The 18,200-nt window shown below is 58.7% G+C and carries 17 protein-coding genes; 3 read left to right on the top strand and 14 right to left on the bottom strand.

Annotated features, from left to right (window positions below; translation table 11 throughout):
* The first annotated feature begins 79 nt into the window (after window positions 1-79).
* On the top strand, window positions 80-874 hold the full coding sequence (locus tag ROO76_14595; GenBank protein MDT8069391.1) for a c-type cytochrome: 795 nt from the start codon (window positions 80-82) through the stop codon (window positions 872-874).
* A 57-nt stretch (window positions 875-931) separates the two neighbouring features.
* Here the strand turns inward: ROO76_14595 and ROO76_14590 are convergent, their stop codons facing one another.
* The 14 genes from ROO76_14590 to ROO76_14525 form a co-directional block, all read right to left on the bottom strand.
* Window positions 932-1,525 (bottom strand): DUF1990 domain-containing protein, encoded by a 594-nt coding sequence (locus ROO76_14590; protein ID MDT8069390.1) that lies wholly within the window; start codon window positions 1,523-1,525, stop codon window positions 932-934.
* A 139-nt stretch (window positions 1,526-1,664) separates the two neighbouring features.
* Entirely contained in the window at window positions 1,665-2,147 is a 483-nt protein-coding gene (locus ROO76_14585; GenBank protein MDT8069389.1) for a hypothetical protein, read from the bottom strand.
* Window positions 2,148-3,184: 1,037 nt separating this feature from the next.
* Window positions 3,185-4,234, bottom strand: a complete 1,050-nt coding sequence (locus ROO76_14580) for a 3-deoxy-7-phosphoheptulonate synthase (GenBank protein ID MDT8069388.1) — start codon at window positions 4,232-4,234, stop codon at window positions 3,185-3,187.
* A gap of 109 nt (window positions 4,235-4,343) precedes the next feature.
* Window positions 4,344-5,216, bottom strand: a complete 873-nt coding sequence (locus tag ROO76_14575; protein ID MDT8069387.1) for a uroporphyrinogen-III synthase — start codon at window positions 5,214-5,216, stop codon at window positions 4,344-4,346.
* A 9-nt stretch (window positions 5,217-5,225) separates the two neighbouring features.
* Entirely contained in the window at window positions 5,226-6,161 is a 936-nt protein-coding gene (gene hemC, locus ROO76_14570) for a hydroxymethylbilane synthase (GenBank protein MDT8069386.1), read from the bottom strand.
* Window positions 6,162-6,170: 9 nt separating this feature from the next.
* The gene (gene hemA, locus ROO76_14565) at window positions 6,171-7,508 is read right to left on the bottom strand and encodes a glutamyl-tRNA reductase (protein MDT8069385.1); all 1,338 of its coding nucleotides are present in this window, start codon (window positions 7,506-7,508) and stop codon (window positions 6,171-6,173) included.
* Window positions 7,505-8,317, bottom strand: a complete 813-nt coding sequence (gene ccsA / locus ROO76_14560; protein MDT8069384.1) for a cytochrome c biogenesis protein CcsA — start codon at window positions 8,315-8,317, stop codon at window positions 7,505-7,507. The genes hemA and ccsA overlap by 4 nt, the downstream gene beginning before the upstream one ends.
* Window positions 8,318-8,457: 140 nt before the next feature.
* Window positions 8,458-8,808 (bottom strand): hypothetical protein, encoded by a 351-nt coding sequence (locus ROO76_14555; protein MDT8069383.1) that lies wholly within the window; start codon window positions 8,806-8,808, stop codon window positions 8,458-8,460.
* A gap of 154 nt (window positions 8,809-8,962) precedes the next feature.
* Window positions 8,963-10,480, bottom strand: a complete 1,518-nt coding sequence (locus tag ROO76_14550) for a Do family serine endopeptidase (GenBank protein ID MDT8069382.1) — start codon at window positions 10,478-10,480, stop codon at window positions 8,963-8,965.
* 77 nt (window positions 10,481-10,557) lie between these two features.
* A complete protein-coding gene (locus ROO76_14545; GenBank protein ID MDT8069381.1) occupies window positions 10,558-11,922 on the bottom strand; it encodes a M56 family metallopeptidase in 1,365 nt (454 codons plus the stop codon).
* The gene (locus ROO76_14540; GenBank protein ID MDT8069380.1) at window positions 11,922-12,320 is read right to left on the bottom strand and encodes a BlaI/MecI/CopY family transcriptional regulator; all 399 of its coding nucleotides are present in this window, start codon (window positions 12,318-12,320) and stop codon (window positions 11,922-11,924) included. Before ROO76_14540 ends, ROO76_14545 begins: the two co-directional genes overlap by 1 nt.
* 143 nt (window positions 12,321-12,463) lie before the next feature.
* Window positions 12,464-13,474, bottom strand: coding sequence for a hypothetical protein (locus tag ROO76_14535; GenBank protein ID MDT8069379.1), 1,011 nt, complete (start codon window positions 13,472-13,474; stop codon window positions 12,464-12,466).
* Window positions 13,475-13,593: 119 nt separating this feature from the next.
* A complete protein-coding gene (locus ROO76_14530) occupies window positions 13,594-13,920 on the bottom strand; it encodes a RidA family protein (protein ID MDT8069378.1) in 327 nt (108 codons plus the stop codon).
* A gap of 1 nt (window position 13,921) precedes the next feature.
* Window positions 13,922-14,053 carry a hypothetical protein gene (locus tag ROO76_14525; GenBank protein ID MDT8069377.1) on the bottom strand — a complete coding sequence of 44 codons (132 nt, stop codon included), beginning with the start codon at window positions 14,051-14,053 and terminating at the stop codon, window positions 13,922-13,924.
* A gap of 182 nt (window positions 14,054-14,235) precedes the next feature.
* Here ROO76_14525 and mutS point away from each other — a divergent pair, with 182 nt between their 5' ends.
* Both mutS and nagZ read left to right on the top strand, forming a co-directional pair.
* Entirely contained in the window at window positions 14,236-16,959 is a 2,724-nt protein-coding gene (gene mutS, locus ROO76_14520; GenBank protein MDT8069376.1) for a DNA mismatch repair protein MutS, read from the top strand.
* Window positions 16,960-17,087: 128 nt separating this feature from the next.
* Window positions 17,088-18,200: a beta-N-acetylhexosaminidase gene (gene nagZ / locus ROO76_14515; GenBank protein MDT8069375.1), complete on the top strand. Its 1,113-nt coding sequence runs from the start codon at window positions 17,088-17,090 to the stop codon at window positions 18,198-18,200.

Genomic DNA, 18,200 nt, shown 5'->3' with positions numbered 1-18,200 from the left:
GAAGAGGGTCCCCGAGAGTTCGGGCTTTAGCCCCTGGGGGACACTGCTGTTGTCTCGGAGACATTGCGGGAGCATCGCGATGCGGAAATTGAGCGTCATCCTCGCTTCGATGGTCGTGGCCGTGGTGTTGCTCTACGTCGGGATCGTCTATCTGTTCATGGAAAAATATCGCGCCCCCGCTCCGCCTGCTGTCTCTGCCAAGGCACCGCGCTTCAAGGCGCCGAATCCCGAAGACGCTCCGCCGCAACTGCGTCCCGCCGTGCTGCTCGGTTACGACATCATGATGCACACCGCGACCTACGCTCCGGCCTACACCGGGAACAAGCTCAATTGCAGCAGTTGCCATTTCGCGGCGGGACTGGTCGACGAGGGCATACCGCTGGTCGGAGTCGCGGCGACCTATCCCAAGTACCGCAAACGTACCAACTACGCGACGGACCTGGTGGCGCGAACCAACGAGTGCTTCGAGCGCAGCATGAACGGCCGCGCCGCCCCGGTGACGAGCCGCGAGATGCAGGCGCTGCAAGCGTATTTCGCGTGGATCTCGCGCGGCACTCCCATCTACTCAGATGTTCCGTGGCTCGGCGTGAAGCGCGTGCAGCCGACGCGTGATCCCGATCGCGCTAACGGCCAGAGTATCTTCGCAGTGCGATGCGCGCTCTGTCACGGAGCCGATGGCGCCGGAACCGTGCAGGCTCCGCCGCTGTGGGGCCCACAATCATTCAACGATGGCGCCGGAATGGCGAAGCTGGAAACGTTCGCATCCTTCGTGCATGCCAACATGCCAAAAGGAACCCCGGACCTCTCGGTCGACCAGGCTTACGATGTCGCAGCGTATGTTACGAAGCAGCCGAGACCGCACTTCAAAGAATAATTGACGATTGACGAATGTCGGATTGACGATTTCGCTCGCGGAGCGAGCACGCCATGTCTAGCCACGCGCTTCAGCGCGTGGAAAAGTGGCTCGTTGCATAGCGGCGGCGGATGCCGCTGCGAATCGCTTTTGAAGTGAGCGTGACACGGGATACGCCAATTTCGCGAGAGCGTGTCGTGGTCGTGAAAAAGCCGTGATGTCGTACCAGACGCCATCGTCAGCGCGGTTCCACTCCACCACGAACCGCTCTTCGCCGCTCTCGGCATGATCGAGCAAGGTTCCATACGCGAAGCCGAAGCGCCGAAGAGGCTCCACTTCATCGATCACGTACACGATCCGGCACGCATTTAAGGAGTAGAAACCGTAGTGCCGGACCTGCAGCGCAACCGTGACGCCGACATGCATGCGCAAATTGGGCCAATACAGCCGAACCCATGGAATATCGAACACCTGCCATCTGCGGAACGCGTTCAGCGCGTCATTCCACGACGCCGCGCCGGAGCCAAGCTGGATGCGATGGTGATCCAGGTTGTATCCCTTCGGCATCGCGCCAGCCGTCGTGCCCACCTCCGAGTAGGAAAATTCAGATTGACTCTGCTGCTCGATGAAATCTCGAACGACAGCACGCGGTGGTGCGGACAGGAAGAACACAGGTGGATTTTACGGCACCAACGAGCCGAGAAAGTAGCCACGGACGTGAGTCCGGGGTAGCGATCCAATTGACATTCTCAAGTCGTGCCTTGCGCGACGACAGACACAGATAGATTATGCGATGACGATTTCTCGACAACTAAGGTCGCAATGCCAGTATCTGACGGCCTTTTTCCGTGCCGTAGAACCAAGCCTTGCCCTCAGGTGCGATGGGCAAGTTGCCTTCGACCAGCGCAATGATTGCACGTCCCAGTTCGATAATTGGTGCTGTGGAGACTTCCATCGCACCACGAGGAAAGATATGTTCGTCGTCCAAAATGCGCCACTGAACTATTTCTTTGGCAGGAATCGAGTCTCTCTGTTCTAGCGTTCTACAGGCTTCCTCTGCCAATGCGACAATCGTCTGGCACTGCGACGTTGACCAGCGTTCATCAAGAGTCATCCCAATATCTTGAATGCAAGCGGAGACGCGCCAATCCGAAACGGCACTCATCAGCCATTCTGTGTTCACGTGCTCACTGGCTTCTGCGGCATCGAAAAATTGTTGGAGGAACACGCCCAAAGCAACGTCGTAGACGTAGAATCCGCGCTCACGATAGCTGACGTATTTGGTCTTGCTCACGGCTGTACTCCGGCTACTCTGGATAGGTTAGGGTGAGCCGATATATCAACAACAATCTCTATCGGCTTCTCGCGACAAGCAGCGAATTGCGCTCTCGCCGGGCGTCTGCACTGAAATAACGAGCTGCGTTTCTTGTGACTAGCCAACCGACAACGTATGTGCAGATGCACAGTTGGATCACATACTTCGCTTTGCCAAAGGTTAGGTCTGGCTCTGCTGAAAATGGCGCAAGGAGCGGCAGTCGGAAGAGTACGTTCAGTGCGTCAATAATGAGAAGCACACTCAGCACCAAGACCGTCCATCGCGCCGCACCGTATCCCTGCCAATAGAACCAAAGCAAAACACTCGAACAGCCCAACAGAAGTACTGAGCCCGTGAGAGGATGCGGAAGAGTTGACCAAAGCCAAATCGCTCCAACGAGCGCAGCGATGACCGCAAAAGCCATCAATGCGGTAGTGATGATTAGTTGCGTGGGCTTTGTGGTTCCCGACGATTCGGATGGAGTCATGGAAAGCTCCGGCTTGTACGGAACATTCGCAGGAATAGTATCAACGGATTGTTGTTGGGAACAGGGCCGAGTCTGCGCCTTTTTCCCGATTCGGGAATAAGCCAAAACTTTTTCCATTGACATCACAGACACGCACTCCCCTCACCCCACATTCTCAACATGGATCAGTCCACCAGCGGCGCCCTCTTTCGGGCGCCGTTTGCGTTAGCTCTTTGTAAACTTCGCCAGGTGCGGCAACCGGCACCTTCCACCCGGAATCGACGCTTTTCAATCGTCAATGTGAAAATCGTCAATCGTCAATCCGGGGCCAGAACAGTCAGTTTTGCGGGCTAAGTCCTTTGGAATCTATTTCTTCCCTGTATCTGCTGATTTCAAAGTATTTAATCAGCATTTCTAACTTAAGCGATTGATTCTAAAGTTTCGGCCAGGGGGGAGGGGGTACCTGCTCCGTCTAAGGTTTACCGACAAATAAACAATGCGGAGTTCGAAATTGCCGGCAGCTCTGGAGCACGACACAGAGCGAACAAGTCTACCGTCCATCCTTAACCGCTGTCGCCAACTCCTTCAGCAGTGGCAGCGTCTCGTCCCACCCAAGGCAGGCGTCGGTGATGCTTTGGCCATAAGTGAGCGGCTGCCCCGGGGTGAGGTTTTGGGCGCCGGCGACGAGGTTGCTTTCGAGCATTACGCCGATGATGTTGCGGTTCCCTTTTGTGATTTGCGCGGCGACGTCGCGACAGACCAAGGCTTGCTTGCGGTAGTCCTTGTTGCTGTTGGCGTGGCTGCAGTCGATCATGAGGCGCGCCGGGAGTTTGGATTTCTCGAGAAGCGCGCTGGCCTGTGCGACGGATTCGGCGTCGTAATTCACGGTGGTGCGGCCGCCGCGAAGGATGACGTGGCAGTTGGGATTTCCCGTCGTATTGAAGATGGCGGACTGGCCGTACTTGGTGTGTCCGAGGAAGCTGTGCTGGTGCGCGGCGGAGAGCACGGCTTCGACGGCGATCTGGACGTTGCCAGAGGTTCCGTTCTTGAAGCCGACGGGACAGGAAAGGCCGGAGACGAGTTCGCGGTGTACCTGGCTCTCGGTAGTACGCGCGCCGATGGCGCCCCAACTGACGAGTCCGGCAAGATACTGCGGCGTCACCATGTCGAGGAATTCGGTTCCGGCGGGTACGCCGAGTTCGGCGAGATCGACGAGCAGGCGACGCGCGATGCGCAGGCCGTCATTGATGTTGAACGTCTCGTCGAGATGCGGGTCATTGATGAGGCCCTTCCAGCCGATGGTCGTGCGCGGCTTCTCAAAGTAGACGCGCATGACGAGGCGCAACTCTTTCGACAGTTCCCTTTCGGCGGATCTCAGGCGCTGCGCGTAATCGAGCGCGGCCTTTGTGTCATGAATCGAGCATGGACCGACTACGACGAGGAGACGGCGATCGCGGCCGTCGAGGATGTCGACGATTTCGCTGCGGAATTGATGGACAGCGGCGGAAGCCTTCTCGGTGGTCGGCAGTTCCTCTTCGAGAAACGCCGGAGGGAGCAGGACCTTGGTCCACTTGATGCGAAGATCGTCAGTACGATACATAGTGAAAGTCAGAGTGTATCAAGATGAGGTGCGCGGGTTGTCATGAGTGCGGAATGCCCACATCTGCTGAAAGAGGCAGATGTGGGTCAAGGACGTTTTGGGAACTTCGCTACGAGGGCTTTCCCGGTCGGTTCTTGGCGGCGTACTCGGACAGCGCCTTGATCAGGCCGGGGATTGTGTACTCGGTGGCCTGAACGTCGACGTTGAGTTCGTACTCGCGCAATGTCTCCGACGTTACGGGACCTATCGATGCGTTCCAGACTCCCTGAACGAGTTTCGACTTGCCGCTGCGAATTCCGAGCAGGCTCACGTAGTTCTTCACGGTAGAGGAACTGGTGAAGGTGATCGCGTGCGGCCGCTGCAGTTGGTCGCGAAGAACGCGGCGCAGTTTGATGCGCGAGGCCGCCGGGATCACGGTTTCGTAGGCTTCGACGACGTCGACGAAAGCGCCGAGCAGACGGAGTTCGCGAGGAATGACGTCGCGGGCGATCTTGGCGCGGCAGAGGAGCACACGCTTTCCCCGGACCTTGCCATCGAGGGCCTGCACGACGGCTTCGGCGACATACTCCTTCGGCATGAGCGCCACCGGCAATCCGTGCTTTTCGATGGCGGCGCGGGTCGCAGGGCCGATAGCGACGATGTTCAGCGGTATGAGGCGGCGCTTGGGAATGCCGAGCTTTTCCATGCGCTCAAACAAGGCGTTGACGCCGTTGACGCTGGTCAGGATCAGCCACTCGTATTCGCTGATGAGGCGCAGCGCGTCGTCCATGCACTTGTAGGAGCGCGGCGGGCGGATTTCGATGAACGGAATCTCGAGGACGTCGGCGCCTTCAGCCCGGAGAAGTTCTGAAAGGCATCCGGCCTGTTGACGGGCGCGGGAGACAAGTACACGAAAGCCATCAAGTGGCAGTTGGCCGTTGCCCCGTTTGCTGTGAGGGAGTGGGGATTTCGCCTTTGTCAAAGTGGAAACCATACTGCTCATATCACAATCCTATGGTTCGCTCGGCACAACCGCAGCCGTGCCATAAACTTCGCGAAGGATCTGGTCGCCGCCGCGGCGCAAAATTGTCTCGCCGACGCGTTCGCCCAATTCGACCGGATCGTTGCCGGTCTGAACCTCGCGAATAACTTCCGTACCATCCGGGCGTGCGCAGATGGCGGTCAGGCGCAGGACGCTTCCGTCCTTTTCGGCAAAAGCGCCGATGGGCACCTGGCAACCACCGCCCAGCTTATTGAGTAGTGCTCGTTCACAAACTGTCGTTGCACGCGCGTCTTCGTCGTCGAGGAACGCGAGCAACTCCCGCATACGGGTGTCATCCTGGCGGATTTCAATGCCGAGGGCGCCCTGGCCGGCGGCGGGACACATCGTGTCTTCTTCAATTAACTGCTTTACCAACTGCGTTTTGCCGAGGCGGAAGAGACCGGCGGCGGCAAGAATGATGGCGTCGTACTGCCCTTCTTCGAGCTTGCGCATGCGCGTATCGACGTTGCCGCGCAGGGGGAAGATGAACAGATCGGGCCGGATCGCTTTTAGTTGCGCCTGACGGCGAAGGCTGCTGGTACCGACCTTGGCGCCGTTCGGGAGGGCGTCGATGCTGTCGTACTTAACCGAGAGAAAGACATCACGCGGGTTCTGGCGCGTGGTGATAGCGGCGATTTCGAATCCGGAGGGCAGATCGGTGGGCAGGTCCTTGAGGCTGTGCACGGCGAGGTCGACGCGCCCGGCAGCGAGAGCTTCTTCGATCTCCTTTGTGAACATGCCTTTTGTGCCTACCTTGGCCAGCGCGACATCGGTGATCTTGTCGCCTGTCGTCTTAATGATCTCGAGTTCGACCTCATGGCCCTTCTCGCGCAACAGTGCCGAAATGTGATTGGCCTGCCAGAGTGCGAGTTGTGATCCGCGTGAACCGATTCTTAACCGGGCCATGTATACGTCCTATCCCTCGGAGGTGTTATCGCTTTCTTCGTCACTTGTTCCTGCCGCTGCGCCCATGGCCTGTTCGGACCGTCCATCGGGCGCCGTCCTCAGGTTGAAGAGCTTGCGGATGAGTTCGACAACGGTCGTGGCTTCGTGATCACGCGCTGCACTCTTCAACGTAGTAATGGGCGTGTGCATGATCTTGTTAATAATCCCCTTGGTGAGCGCCTCGACTGCCATCTCCTGCTCGGGGGTGAGTTCACCGAGGCGCCCGCGGAGACGGTCGATTTCGGCCTGGCGCACGGTCTCGAGATGCTCCTGCAAGGACACGATGGTCGGAACCACGTTCAGGGTCTGGAGACGTGATTCGAACCGTTCTACCTCGTCGGCAACGAGGGCTTCGGCTCGATCGGCTTCACGCTTACGGTCGCCAAGGTGGGAGGAGACGACCTGTTGCAGGTCATCTATGTCATAGACGAAGATTCCGTCGAGGTCGTTGATCTTGGGATCGATGTCGCGGGGTACGGCGATGTCGATGAAGAACATGGGCCGGTTCTTGCGAACCTTGAGGAAGTGCTCGCCATGCTCTTTGCGGAAAATCGCGTGGGGCGCGCCGGTGGAACTGATGATGATGTCGGCTTTTTCGACGGTCTCGTAGAGCTTGTCGAAGGAGACCGCGTCGCCGTTGAACTTACGCGCGAGGGCGACGGCGCGCTCGAAGGTGCGATTCGCTACGTAGATCTTCCCTGCTCCGTGGGCGATCAGGTGGCGGGCGGCGAGTTCGCACATCTTGCCGGCGCCGACGAGGCAGATGGCTTTGCCGTTGAGTTCGCCGAAAATCTTCTGGGCGAGTTCGACGGCAACCGAAGCCACGGAGACGGACGAGGATGCGACGGCGGTCTCGCTGCGAACTTTCTTAGCGACGGCAAAGGATCGGGTGAGCAACGCATCGAGATGCGATTGCACAGCGCCTACGGCGCGGGCGACGGCGTAGGCTTCTTTAACCTGGCCGAGGATCTGCGGTTCGCCGACGACCATGGAGTCGAGGCTTGAGGCGACGCGGAACAGGTGACGGATGGCGTCTTTGCCGCGATGCTCGAAAACGTAGCGATCGTACTGGCCGGGCTCGAAGCCGTAGTACTTATTCACAAAACCGCGAAGATCGCAGTTTCCATTCATTGTGCGCGCGATGATTTCGACGCGGTTGCAGGTGGAAACGATCATGCCTTCTTCGATACCGGGAACCTCAGTCAGTTGGCGGAGAGCGTCGGGCAGCTGCGCCTCAGGAATGGCGAAGCGCTCGCGGACTTCAACCGGAGCCGTCTTGTGATTCACGCCGATGACGAAGAAGTTCATGGGGCGATGAACCTGTGCACGGTGCTGATGGAATTGGCCACCCACGCGCAAACGGCGGCGGCAAATGCAAAGGTCGCGAGATAAGCGGCGCGGCGTCCGCGCCAACCGGAACTCCACCGGGTGTAGAGCAGCACCATGTAAACGCCCCACATCAGGAAAGAGAGCAGAACCTTGGGGTCGAGAAAATAATCGGGGCCTATCTTGGCCTGCGCGACGATGGAACCAGCTACCAGGCCAAAGGTCATGAATGGAAAACCGCAAATCAACGATTTGTAGCCGATCTGGTCGATGACTTCGAGTGCGGGCAGGCGGCTGAACTGATTAGCCGGCGATTTTCGTTTCAGGTTACGCGACTGAACAAGATAAAGAAGGCTAGCGACAAAGCTGAGGAATAACGCTGCGTAGCCAATGAGCAATAGCGAAACGTGAACCGGAATGAGCCAGCTATGAATGAGCGGTGAATTCGTGGCCGGTGGCCGCTGCGCCATCTCCGAGGCGAATGTCAGCAGGAACATCAGCGGGAACATGAAGATTCCCGGCGACACTGTGCGATAGCGCACGAACAGGTACATGAACACGCAACCGATGAGCAGCGCCATGGCGGATTCGGCGTGACGGATGGTCAGCAGGAAGAGGTAGTTTTCCGTCAGAGCCAGTTCGGTGAGCGAGACGAAATGGAAAACCATCCCCAAGCCGACGGCGGGAACGGCAACGTGCGCAAGCCACTCTTTTTTGAGAAGGAGGAGCAACGCGTGGATAAGCCCGACGGCGTATAGGAAAATGGCGACCCTGAGCCAAAGCAAAGGCATAACTGGTTTCCGGCGCAGGACCCAGCGGTTGCCCAGAGTTCCCCACCAGACCTATTGATTATAAAGCCGCTTGTATCGGAGCTAAGTATGTGAATCACAGGTATTTGTGACTGACATCACAAAACTCAGAACGTCTGGGTTCAGGAAAGGTCCAGTGGGGCGAGGAGTTCTTCGATATTGCCGGGACCGACGTTCAGGCTACGCCCCTCGGCGAGCATGTCGCCTGTTTCGTCGAAGCCCTGCTGTAGCCGTAACTTAGCGAGGGCGTACTGCTCGGAATCGCTGAGGCGGCGAGCATGACTCGCGGCCCAGGAATCGAGGCCGTCCTTGTGGATGAAGACGCTGACGGAGTATCGGGCCCGGCGGTCGCTGATGATGTCAAAGATGTACTCGGTGGCCGGAACCTCACCGATTGCCTGACGCTGGCCTACAAAGTAGTACTCGTAGACGAGGCCGGTCTGGGCGGTGTAGGTCTTGACGCGTCGGAGCATGGCGAGATTGTAGCAACCCTTGTGGGCCAGATTGACGATGGAGGACTTTCACACTGACGATTGAAAGCCAATCAGAAGGACGAATGCAAAAACCCCACATCTGCTAACAGCCGCAGATGTGGGGCACGGTTAACACCGTTGTGGGGAGAGTCTATCAGCCGTTGGGGTGCAGGACGCGGAAGGTGTTGCCACCCTGCGACCAGACGAGGATGAGGGCGTCCTGTCCGGCGGGGATGCTCTTCAGCGCTTGCGAAGCCTGTTCGGCGTTGCTGACCGGTTTGCGATCGACGGAGACGATGACGTCGCCCTTCTGGATGCCGGCGTTATCGGCCGGGCTGCCGGGCTGAACGCTGCCGACGACGGCGCCACTTACATTCTGCGGAGCCTGGATCTGCTGGCGAATGTCGGGTGTGAGATCGGCAAGACCAAGACCCCAGCGCGGCTTACCGTTTTCGTTGCTGGCGGAAACTTCGCCGGCCTTCTTGCCCATGGCTTCGAGGGTGACCGGAATAGTTTCGTTCTTTCCATTGCGAACGACGCCTAACTGAATGGTCGTACCGGGCGCAGTTTGTCCGACTTCGACCTGGAGCTGTCCAGCGTCGTTGATCGGTTTACCATTGAGTGCCGTGATGACGTCGCCAGTCTTTAGACCAGCTTTCGCGCCCGGAGTATCGGGCTCAACCTGATCGACAAGAGCACCTTCGGCTTTCTGCATGTCGAAAAACTTCGCGTTTTCAGGGGTGACGTCGGTGATGCCGATTCCCATGTAGCCATGGCTCACTTTGCCGTACTTGATGAGAGCATCGACCGTCGGCTTCACGATCTGGGTTGGGATGGCGAAGCCCATGCCCGAGAAAGAACCGGTGCCGGAGATCAGGAAGGTGTTGATGCCGATGACCTGGCCGCGGGCGTCGACGAGCGGGCCCCCGGAGTTGCCGGGATTGATGGCTGCGTCGGTCTGAATGAACTCGCCGGGCTTGCGTCGATCCGTTTCCGGATTTGGCCGGTTGAGCGCGCTGACGATTCCACGCGTCACGGTGAAGCGGAAGCCGTATGGGTTGCCGAACGCGAGCACGGTCTGTCCGGGCTCGAGCTTCGTGGAGTCGCCGAAGGGAACGCTGGGCAGGTTTGTGCCGTTGATCTTGATGACGGCGAGATCGGTGAGGGGATCGGCGCCGATGAGTTTGGCCCTCATCACCTGGCGGTCCTTCATCGTGACGCGGATGTCGGTCGCGTTCTCAATGACGTGGTTGTTGGTGACGATGTAGCCGTCGGGCGAAATGATGACGCCGCTACCAAGGCCGTGCTCGATCCGCGGTCCCTGCTGTTGCTGCGGGAACTGGAAGCCGAACTGGTTTCCGAAGAAGTGCTGGATTTCCGGCGGAAGCCCGCCCTCCTCATCGCCGCCCTTCGTCTTCGAGGTGACGGTGACGTTCACGACAGCGGGCGTAACGCGTGCCGCGAGCACTTCCATGGCGTGATCGTAAGCAATGAGGGGTTCGACGCTAGTTGCAGTGAGAGCCGGCGCCGGTGCCGTGGGCGACGGCGAAGCCGCCGATGCAGGCTTGGCCAACTCATAGGCTCCAACGCCCACGGCTATCGCGACCGCGAGTGCGGGAACGATGGCGCCGCGGGTGAGTTTTCTAACTTTGTTCTCGATTCCCTGGTTCATTTTCTTCTTTCTCCTTTGAAAGTCCGAAATCGTTTTGTCATTCAACTAAGCATTTAGTTGCTTGGGGTAAAAATTTTTTACGTTTGATTCGGTGGCTTATTGCTCACCGGCTTCGCCGTTACGAGCATTACGCGCCATACCGAATAGGACATGATTGAAGAACCCTTGCGAAAATATTCCGTTGATTGTGTGAAGACCACGAATTGCGGCGGAAGTGGCGTAGGCCGTTTCACAATGGCCTGCACTACCAGGGGCCTATGCTGTGCCTGCTTAGCTCGCAGTAGAATCTCGCGTGGCTGGCCTGCGGACAGAGTCTTGTGCGTCGCAAGTATCACCTTGCCCTGTTGCATTTCTCTCGCTGCTCGTTTCGTCACTGAAACTCGGTCGAGATGGGCTGACGCTTCAATCACCATAGATTTCGGCACTACAGGAGCAGAGTCGTAGGCGAGGGTGGCTGGAACAGTGGGCATAGTGAGGGCGGGCGCTACCGGTTGGTCGAAGGCGACGAGTTGCGGGGCATTGGGAAACGCATAAATGCAAAGCCCAGCAAAGACAGCTACGGCCGCAACCACCGGGCTTAATACGCGAGTGGCCTTGGGGCGCTCGAGATCGAGAATCTGCGCGAGACGCAGGGATGTGTCCTTAGTCCGAGTGATCGCGGCCTGCGCCATTGCGATGCTGCGACGAAGGAAGCTGCGCTCCGCGAGCGATACGAGGCAGCGGGCGTAAAGGTGTGGGTTGCCGGTTTCGGCGAGAACGGCATCGTCGCAGGCCATCTCGCGTTCGAGGGAGAGACGTCGCTCGATCCAAAGTACGGCGGGATGGAAAAAGAAAAAGGTGCCGACGATCTTCTGCAACAGGTTGGTCCAGTCATCCCAGCGGCGCAGATGCGCGAACTCATGAAGGACGATGGCACGAAGTTCTTCCGCCTGAAGTTCTGCAACGGCCCATTCGGGGATCAGAATTACAGGATGGAAAAATCCGATGGCGGTCGGAACGCGGACTTCAGATGATGCGCAAACATCAACTGGGCGAATGGACCTGCAATGCTCGATCGTTGCGAGGATTAGAGGATCGTCCGTGGATATTGGAGAAGCGTTTCGACGCAATGAACGCAGGCGCCACAAGCCAAGCGTCAGGCGAACAGCCGCGAGTAATGCAATCAGTGCCCATACGGCGAAGATTCCGGCAGCCCACGAACCGGGTAAATTCACTTCGGCATGAACGGCGCGGGCAACCGAGCCACCTACAGGGACTGCGGGAACGAACGGGATTGCGGCGATTGCGAGCAGGGCAGCAAACCAGACGGCAAAGCGGGTTCCGGAATTCTGTCGACCTACCAACCAGAGCAGCAGCCAGGCGAATGCGGCAATCAAAAGGCCTTCGGGGATGGAGTTCAGTACCCGCTCCGCGATCCATTGAGTGGAGACCAGAAAGCCCATCACAGCTTTTCGGCCTCCTTCATTTCGCTGGCCTCCAACATCTTTTTGAGCCGGTTCAACTCTTCGCGGTCGACTCCGCGCTCTTCCAGAATGTTCAACACGAGTTGTTCGTGAGAGTTCTTGAAAAAGCGACTGACCAGGTGACGAATTTCGGATCGGCGGGCATCTTCCCTTCCGACGAGAGGAGCGTAAATGTGCGCGCGACCGTCCTTAACGTGCTCGACGTAGCCCTTCTTCTCCAGGATGCGAATGATAGTTAAGACGGAGTTATAGGCCAATGCGGGGCGCTGTGGCAGGGCTTCAAGGACCTGTTGAACGGTACCCGACTGCCGCTGCCAGAGGACTTCCATGATTCGAAGCTCGGCTTCGGTCAAGGTCGCGGATGGTCGCCTGGGCACCGGTTCTGGCCTCCTAGCCGTATTAGACGCAATAATTCGGGAAAAGTAACTAAAACTTTAGTTGATATTTTAGGATTGGCTAATTGGCCCAGCGGAGAGGACCAACATCTGCGAAAAGAGCGCAGACGTGGGGCACCAAGGCGCTAGGGCATGTAGCCGGGGCGGAAGTCAGTCGGGGCTTCGCGGAGGCGGGCGGCGGCTGTCTCAGGCGATATCGCCGAGTAGTACACCTCTTTGAATGTATAGGACTTCGCCTTACTCGCAATCACCGGCAGGATTTCGATGTGCCAGTGGTAGTCCTCGTCAATCGTCTTCCAGTAGTTCAGCACCTGCGACTTGTGCAGGGTGTTGGGCGAGGTGTGAAGGACGAGGTGAAAGCTGTCAGTGATGGAGCGGATGCGGTTCAGGGTACGGCGCAGGATGGCAGCGCAGTCGCGCAGCACACCGAAGCGAGAGAGTCCGCTGCGCGCGAAATGTGCGTCATGGTGGCACGGCAGTATCCAGGTTTCAAATGGGACGCGAGGCGCGAAGGGGCAGCAGGCGACGTAGTCACCGCGCACTTCGACGATGCGTGTCTTCTGCTGGAGTTCCTGCGAAAGGATATCGCAGAAAACGCAGCGTTCTTTGCTCAGGTAGTGCTCGCGGGCGGCGCGGAGTTCATAGAGGACGCGGCGGGGAACGAAGGTCGTGGCGATGATCTGCGACGTCGGGTGGTCGAATTCCTGCCCAGCGATAGTACCGTAATCCTTGAAGACGGAGACGTACTTGAAGCGGCGATCTTTCTTGAGATCCTGGATCCGTTGCGCGCAGAGAACGAGGAACTGTTCGACTTCAGCGTCGGAGGCGACCCAGAGATGGCGGTCGTGGCGTGGGTTCTCGACGAGGACTTCGTGCGCACCGACAGATTTCATGGTGTCGTAGAGGCCAACACCGCGGCGAGTGGGATCACCCTCGACATGGTAAAGGGGAGCGGGATGCACTACCGCGCGCGCTGCCCAGGGGCCACCGTCGACCGACGGCATGGACGAGATCACCTGGGCCTGCTTGGGCGACTCGGGACAATAACGGCAGAATGGCTCACTGTGCGGCCCGGCTTCGCTATCGTCGCCGGTGACGATCCATGAGCGCGTTATGGGGTCTTTCCGCAACTCCATACGAGAATAGAAGAACACCGCCAGACGGCGGAGTCAACCCGGCGGAAAGATCAACGCGGAGGGGGCGGCGGAGATCACCGCCGCACTGACGATTTTCACATTGATGAGTGAAAGGCCCTTTATTGCTTCTGCGGGATGACGGCGACGGCATCCACCTCCAGCAGGTAGTCATTCTGGAACAATGACGCCACTCCCACCAGCGTGCTGGTAGGCGGGGCCTCCTTCTTGACATATTCATCCCTAACATCCCGCAGGATCGGCAACAGTTGCGGGTTGTAGCCCTTCACGTACCAGGTGATCTTTACGACATCGTCGAAGGTCGCACCGGCGGCGGTGAGCGCGGTTTTCAGGTTTTCGAAAACCTGCTTGGTTTGGGCGCGGAGATCGTCCTTGCCGACGAGGTGCCCTTGTTTGTCCATCGCAACCTGGCCGGAGATGAAGACCATCTTACCCGGCCGTCGTGATGACGTGCGTGTAGCCGTGCGGCGCAGCGAGACCCTTCGGATTGATGAATTCGGTTTGAGCGGCGAGTCGGAGGGAACCAAGCAGGACCAGGGCAAACAGCAGGGTCGTTTTCATGGAGATGGATTATAAAGAACGCGCGGTGAGGGCGACACGGATAGAAGTAATCAATCCGAAGGTCGATGAGTCTCTTTACGCATTAGCAATCTCGGCGTCCTCTGCGCCTAAATGATTACTCACTTTTTCCACACACACCCTCAACCCTGCGCTTGCTATACTTTCGCCGCACTCCTAAGACAATGTCCGAGCCGTCGACCCCACTCATGCGGCAGCACGCCGCGATCAAAAAAGAACATCCCAGTGCTCTGCTGTTTTTCCGGGTTGGCGATTTCTACGAGCTCTTCTTTGATGACGCTGTGGTTGCGGCGCGCGAACTGCAGATTACGCTGACGGCACGCAGCAAGGAAAAAGGCATTCATGTGCCGATGTGTGGAGTTCCCTACCACGCCGCGGAGGGCTACATCGCGCGGCTGATTCGCAAAGGATACAAGGTCGCGATTTGCGATCAGGTCGAGGATCCGAAGCTCGCGAAGAAGCTGGTGCGGCGCGAGGTGACGCGCGTGCTCACGCCGGGCACGGCAATCGACAGCCAGATGGGGTCGGAGGAAAACAATTTCCTGGCGGCCGTCGCGCGGCATGGAGACGTTGTCGGATTTGCGGCGCTGGACCTCTCGACTGGGGAGTTTCGCGCGACAGAGTTCCAAGGAGCGGACGCCGACCGGCGGATACAGGAAGAGCTACAGACGTTGCGTCCCCGTGAACTTCTGTACGCCTCTTCCCTGCCCCTGTTTCCGCAGTCGCGCCGGGCGTTGCGGTTGCCGGAGACGGAAGCGCCGACTACGGCAAAGCTGGCAAAGGACCACGTTTCCGGGAGTGCGCCGTTGACGGCGGCCGCTCCGCGCATTGCGAGTTGCGAGATTGCCCCGGGGATCAGTTGGGCGGAAACACCGCTGGAAGATTGGGTATTCGCGCCGGATTACGCGATTCCCCTGGTTGAGAATCATTTTGGGGTTCTTTCACTCGAGGGATTCGGTCTGGCGGGGCGAGCGGCGGCGGCGAGTGCGGCTGGGGCGATTCTTCATTACGCCCAAAGCACACAACGCGGTTCGCTGGTGCACATCGACCGAATCGGGTACTACGAGCGGCTGAGCTGTCTGGTGCTGGACGCGGTGACGGTGCGCAATCTCGAACTGGTTGAGCCGTTGTTCGCGGGAACCAGCGATAACGTGACGCTTTTCCGCGCGATTGATCGCACGGTGACGCCGATGGGCAAGCGACTGCTGCGGGCGTGGATGCTGCGGCCGTCGATCGATGTCGGTGAAATCAATGCGCGGCTGGATGCGGTGGAAGCCGGTGTCGGGGACATCGTTGCGCGCGAAGAGCTGCGACGGTCGATGGAGGGCATTCTCGATATCGAGCGGCTGCTGAGCCGGGTGACGCTGGAGGCGGCGAATCCGCGAGATTTGCTTGCGCTGGCGGCGTCTTTCGGAAAGCTGCCCGCGACGAGAGGGGCGCTGGCGCGGTTGAAGTCCGAACGTTTCGCAAGCCTGCATACGCTGCTGGATGATCTTGGGGACATTCGCGAGCGCATTGAACGGACGCTTGTCCCCGAACCGCCGCTGACTTTGAACGATGGCGGAGTGATTCAGCCGGGGATCGACTCCAGTCTCGACGAACTGCGCGACCTGAGCCGGAACAGCAAGCAGTACATTGCGCAGATTGAAGAACGCGAGCGGCAGCGCACGACGATCAACTCGCTGAAGGTGAAGTTCAACAATGTGTTTGGCTACCACATCGAGATCAGCAAGGCGAACCTGCACCTGGCGCCGCCGGACTATGAGCGCAAGCAGACGCTGGTCGGGGCCGAACGCTTCACTACGCCTGAGTTGAAGGAATACGAGACTAAGGTTCTCGATGCGCAGGAGAAGATTGTCGAGATTGAGCGGCGGCTGTTTGTGGAGTTGCGCGGGGCGATTGCCGCTGAGGCGAAGCGGATTCGGCAAACGGCGCTCGCGCTGGCCGAGGTCGACGTGCTCGCGGCTCTGGCGCATCTGGCGGCCATCCAAAACTATTGCAGGCCGAAGTTCGATGAGAGCGGCGATATCGAGGTGCTGGAGGGGCGGCATCCGGTGATCGAGCAGCCGGAACTGACGGGCTCGAACGACCGGTTCGTACCGAACGATCTCTATCTCAACAACAGCTCGCATTCAGTACTGGTGCTTACAGGGCCCAATATGGGCGGCAAGTCGACGTATTTGCGGCAGACGGCGCTGATTGTGCTGATGGCGCAGATGGGAGCATTCGTTCCGGCGCGTTCAGCTCGGCTCAGCATTGTGGATCGCATTTTTACCCGCATCGGGGCCGCGGATAATCTCGCGCGCGGGCGGTCGACGTTCATGGTGGAAATGACAGAGACAGCTGCAATCCTCAATACGGCGACGCGGCAGTCGCTGATTCTGCTGGACGAGATCGGGCGCGGGACGGCGACCTATGATGGGCTGGCGATCGCTTGGGCAGCTGTCGAATTCATTCACGCGCGCACCCGAGCGAAGACACTGTTCGCCACCCACTACCACGAGTTGACCGACCTCGAGACGCTGCTCGAAGGCGTGAAGAATTATCACGTCTCGGTGAAGGAAAAGGGCGGCAATGTCGTCTTCCTGCGAAAGGTGGAGAAGGGCGCGGCAGATAAGAGCTACGGCATAGAGGTCGCGAAACTGGCGGGGCTGCCGGCCGAGGTCATACAGCGCGCGCGCGAGGTGCTGGTGGAGCACGAAACGGCAGAGCAACGGGCGACGGAACATCTCTCCGGGCAGGAATCGGCGCAGCGCTCGATGCAGCTGACGATCTTCACGCCGCTGTCGAATACTCTCGTTGACCGGTTGCGGGAGACCGATCTCAACAACCTGACGCCGCTCGAAGCGCTGAATCTGCTGCACGAGTTGAAGAAGCAGGTAGATTGAAGGATCAACGCAGAGGACGCTGAGGGTTAGCGCTCCTTTGCGTTCCCTGGCTTCGTCTCTATAACTCTCTAGGTGACTACGGGTTTTAAGTTCGCTTCGGACAGGCGATAATTCATCGGCACATTGTCATGAAAAAAGCTTCGAAAGATGTTCGATCGCAAGTTGGACAACTGATCATCTGCGGTTTCGATGGTACGGAGTTCACGCCACAGCTCTGCAACCGTCTTTCGGTGATGCAGCCGGGCGGAATCATTCTTTTCAAGCGTAACCTCGTCTCTCCCGAGCAGACGCACTCGCTGTTGCGGGAATCACAGCGTGCGGTTGCGATACCCATGTTTCTGTGTGTCGATATGGAGGGGGGCGTGGTCGATCGACTCAGAGACATGATTGCGCCGGTACCGCCAGTGTCGCAGGTGGCGGCGACCGGGGTGCGAAAGCTCTATCGTGACCATGGCCGGCTTCTGGGAGCGGAGGTTCGGGCGCTGGGGTTTAACGTTGATTTTGCGCCCGTGCTCGATCTCGGACTGCCGGCTTCGAGTAAGGTTCTTAGCTCTCGAACCGTAAGCGCATCTCCAAAGGATACAATTGAGTACGCGAAAGAGCTGCTGCAAGGGTTGAAAGATTGTCATGTCCTGGGGAGCGGGAAACATTTCCCGGGGCTTGGCGGGTCGAACCTCGACTCCCACGTCGATTTGCCCACTGTGGATCGTTCGTGGAAGCAGTTGTGGGAAGAAGATCTGCTGCCCTATCGAAAGCTGAAGGCGCAAATGCCATTCGTGATGGTGGCGCATTGCGCGTATCCGGCGGTGACGAAGGACCGGGCTCCGGCGTCGATCTCCAAGAAGTGGCTGACGGATATTCTGCGGAAGAAGATTGGATACCGGGGAATCATCCTGTCGGACGATCTCGACATGGGTGGCGTCCTGGCGGCGGCGTCGATCGAGGATGCTGCGGTCGCCTGTATTCGAGCGGGTGCGGATAGCTTCCTGGTTTGTCAGAAAGAAGAATCGGTCGAGCGGGCGTATGAGGCGGTGCTGCGCGAGGCGGAGCGCGACCGGCGTTTCCGGGCAATGGTGGAGACGGCAGCGAAGCGCACTATTGCAATCAAGAAGCGCTCGCCGGCACTGAAGCGCAAGATGGCGCCAGCGCCCGCCCAAGAGACGATCGACAGATTACGGCAGAAGAACTGGACATTCACAGAAGAGGTCCGGCTGTCGGCGAATCGCCGGCTGGCCATGTGA

It is taken from the genome of Terriglobia bacterium (assembly GCA_032252755.1).
Taxonomy (GTDB): domain Bacteria; phylum Acidobacteriota; class Terriglobia; order Terriglobales; family Acidobacteriaceae; genus JAVUPY01.
Note: the sequence above shows the minus strand (reverse complement) of the source record. Positions and strands in the feature narration are given on the sequence as shown.

Bases quoted from the DNA above. Each gene is read 5' to 3' on its own strand.
- ROO76_14550 (MDT8069382.1), bottom strand. From the start codon at position 10,480: ATGAACCAGGGAATCGAGAACAAAGTTAGAAAACTCACCCGCGGCGCC.
- ROO76_14575 (MDT8069387.1), bottom strand. From the start codon at position 5,216: ATGAGCAGTATGGTTTCCACTTTGACAAAGGCGAAATCCCCACTCCCT.
- ROO76_14530 (MDT8069378.1), bottom strand. From the start codon at position 13,920: ATGGTCTTCATCTCCGGCCAGGTTGCGATGGACAAACAAGGGCACCTC.
- ROO76_14535 (MDT8069379.1), bottom strand. From the start codon at position 13,474: ATGGAGTTGCGGAAAGACCCCATAACGCGCTCATGGATCGTCACCGGC.
- hemA (MDT8069385.1), bottom strand. From the start codon at position 7,508: ATGAACTTCTTCGTCATCGGCGTGAATCACAAGACGGCTCCGGTTGAA.
- ROO76_14555 (MDT8069383.1), bottom strand. From the start codon at position 8,808: ATGCTCCGACGCGTCAAGACCTACACCGCCCAGACCGGCCTCGTCTAC.
- mutS (MDT8069376.1), top strand. From the start codon at position 14,236: ATGTCCGAGCCGTCGACCCCACTCATGCGGCAGCACGCCGCGATCAAA.
- ROO76_14525 (MDT8069377.1), bottom strand. From the start codon at position 14,053: ATGAAAACGACCCTGCTGTTTGCCCTGGTCCTGCTTGGTTCCCTCCGA.
- ROO76_14580 (MDT8069388.1), bottom strand. From the start codon at position 4,234: ATGTATCGTACTGACGATCTTCGCATCAAGTGGACCAAGGTCCTGCTC.
- ROO76_14595 (MDT8069391.1), top strand. From the start codon at position 80: ATGCGGAAATTGAGCGTCATCCTCGCTTCGATGGTCGTGGCCGTGGTG.
- nagZ (MDT8069375.1), top strand. From the start codon at position 17,088: ATGAAAAAAGCTTCGAAAGATGTTCGATCGCAAGTTGGACAACTGATC.
- ccsA (MDT8069384.1), bottom strand. From the start codon at position 8,317: ATGCCTTTGCTTTGGCTCAGGGTCGCCATTTTCCTATACGCCGTCGGG.
- ROO76_14545 (MDT8069381.1), bottom strand. From the start codon at position 11,922: ATGGGCTTTCTGGTCTCCACTCAATGGATCGCGGAGCGGGTACTGAAC.
- hemC (MDT8069386.1), bottom strand. From the start codon at position 6,161: ATGGCCCGGTTAAGAATCGGTTCACGCGGATCACAACTCGCACTCTGG.